This is a genomic window from Kitasatospora sp. NPDC001539, assembly GCF_040298565.1.
Classification (GTDB): Bacteria; Actinomycetota; Actinomycetes; order Streptomycetales; family Streptomycetaceae; genus Kitasatospora.
Map to the genome: position 1 here is coordinate 1 of NZ_JBEPAK010000461.1, position 1919 is coordinate 1919.

Annotated in this window: 2 protein-coding genes; one reads left to right on the forward strand and one right to left on the reverse strand. The window is 76.9% G+C overall.

Annotated elements, in window-relative coordinates:
- Positions 1 to 64 precede the first annotated feature (64 nt).
- Positions 65 to 808 carry a VOC family protein gene (locus tag ABT247_RS33250; protein ID WP_350750291.1) on the reverse strand — a complete coding sequence of 248 codons (744 nt, stop codon included), beginning with the start codon at positions 806 to 808 and terminating at the stop codon, positions 65 to 67.
- 166 nt (positions 809 to 974) lie between these two features.
- Between ABT247_RS33250 and ABT247_RS33255 the strand changes: the two genes are divergently transcribed.
- Positions 975 to 1850 (forward strand): sulfurtransferase, encoded by an 876-nt coding sequence (locus ABT247_RS33255; RefSeq protein WP_350750289.1) that lies wholly within the window; start codon positions 975 to 977, stop codon positions 1848 to 1850.
- Positions 1851 to 1919: the final 69 nt, after the last annotated feature.

Genomic DNA, 1919 nt, shown 5'->3' on the forward strand with positions numbered 1-1919 from the left:
AAACCCCCGCCTGCGGGGGTTTGAAGACGGGCCCTAGGCCGATCATCCGCGAGGCCGCACTCCGCTAGGGCCCGACCTCCAGGACGGAGAAGTGCCCGCCCTGCGGGTCGGCCAGCCGGGCGGCCCGGCCGCGGGCGGTCTCGTGCGGCTCGACCAGCACGCGGCCACCGAGCTCGACGGCGTGACGGGCGGTCAGGGCGGCGTCGCGCACGGCGAAGTGGGTGCGCCAGCGCGGTGGCAGGCCGCGCAGGTCGGCCCGGTGCCGGATCCCCGCGACCGGGCGCCCGTGCACCAGCAGCGCGGACTCGCCCTCGGCGGCCCGGACCGGGCGGTCGAGCACGGCGGAGTAGAAGACCGCGGCGCCGTCCGCGTCCGGGGTGAGCAGTTCGGCCCAGGCGGGGCCGCCGGGTTCCGCCCCGGCCTCCCGGCCGAGGTGCTCCTCGCCCTGCCAGAGGCCGAAGACGGCGCCGGAGACGTCGGAGGCGATCGCCATCCGCCCGGCGCGTTCGGCCTGGAGCGGCCCGACGGCGACGGTGCCGCCGCACTCGCGCACCAACTGGGTGGTGCGGTCGGCGTCGTCCACGGCGAAGTAGGTCGTCCACTGCACCGGGAAGCCGGTGGCGGTGGCGACGCCGAGGCCGGCGACGGGCTCGCCGTCGAGCTCGGCCCGGACGTAGGCGCCGAGTTGGCCCGGCCCGGGGGAGTACGTCCAGCCGAGCAGTTCGCCGTAGAAGGCGCGGGCGCCGGGCAGGTCGTCGGTCAGCAGGCTGACCCAGCAGGGCGTGCCCTGGGCCAGTCGGAGTTCCACCGCGGGCAATGCGGGCCTCCTCGTGGATGCTTGACGCACGGAGATCCTCGCGTGCGAGGGTGATGCTTCCACCCTGGCGCGCGCCCAACCCTCGGGCCGCGCGGAAAATCCGGCAAAGAGCGCACAAAGAGCCGTGGTTCGGGCGTGTTGCGCGACAATGACCGGCATGACCACCTACAACGAGGGTTCCCCGCTGATCTCCGCGGCCGAGCTGCGGGAGGCGCTCGCCTCCGCGCGGCCGCCGGTGCTGCTGGACGTGCGCTACCAGCTGGTCGGTGCCGCCCCGGGCGGCCCGACCGCGGCCGAGGAGTACCGGGCGGGGCACCTGCCCGGTGCCCACTTCGTCGAGCTGGACCGCGACCTCGCGGCCCCGCCCGGCGCCCCCGGGCGGGGCGGGCGCCACCCGCTGCCGGATCCGGAGGACTTCGGCGCGGCGATGCGCGGCTTCGGGGTGAGCGCCGGGCGCCCGGTCGTGGTGTACGACGGTGCGGCGTCGATGGCCGCGGCGCGGGCCTGGTGGCTGCTGCGCTGGGCCGGGCACCGGGACGTCCGGGTGCTGGACGGCGGCTTCGCGGCCTGGCGGGCGGCCGGGCTGCCGGTGACGACGGAGCTTCCGGAGCGGGTGGAGGGCGACTTCAAGCCCGTGCCGGGGCAGTTGCCGACGGTGGACGCGGACGGTGCCGCGGCCTGGGCGCGCGACGGTCTGCTGCTGGACGCCCGGTCGGGCGAGCGCTACCGGGGCGAGATCGAGCCGGTGGATCCGCGGGCCGGGCACATCCCGGGCGCGGTGTCGGCGCCGACCACCGAGAACGTGGGCCCGGACGGCCGGTTCCGGCCGACGGCCGAACTGGCGGCCCGGTTCAGGGCGCTGGGCGCGGGCGAGCGGAGGACCGCGGTGTACTGCGGCTCCGGCGTGACGGCGGCCCACCAGATCCTGGCGCTGGAGGTGGCGGGCGTGGACGCCACGCTGTACCCGGGGTCGTGGAGCGAGTGGTCGAGCGACGAGCGCCGCCCGGTGGCGGTGACCGACCAGCCCGGCTGATCCCGGACGGGCAGGTGGAAGGGGCGGGAGGCCCGAGCCGACGATCTGGCGGAGGTCGAGAGCCCGGAG

Bases quoted from the DNA above. Each gene is read 5' to 3' on its own strand.
- ABT247_RS33255 (WP_350750289.1), top strand. From the start codon at position 975: ATGACCACCTACAACGAGGGTTCCCCGCTGATCTCCGCGGCCGAGCTG.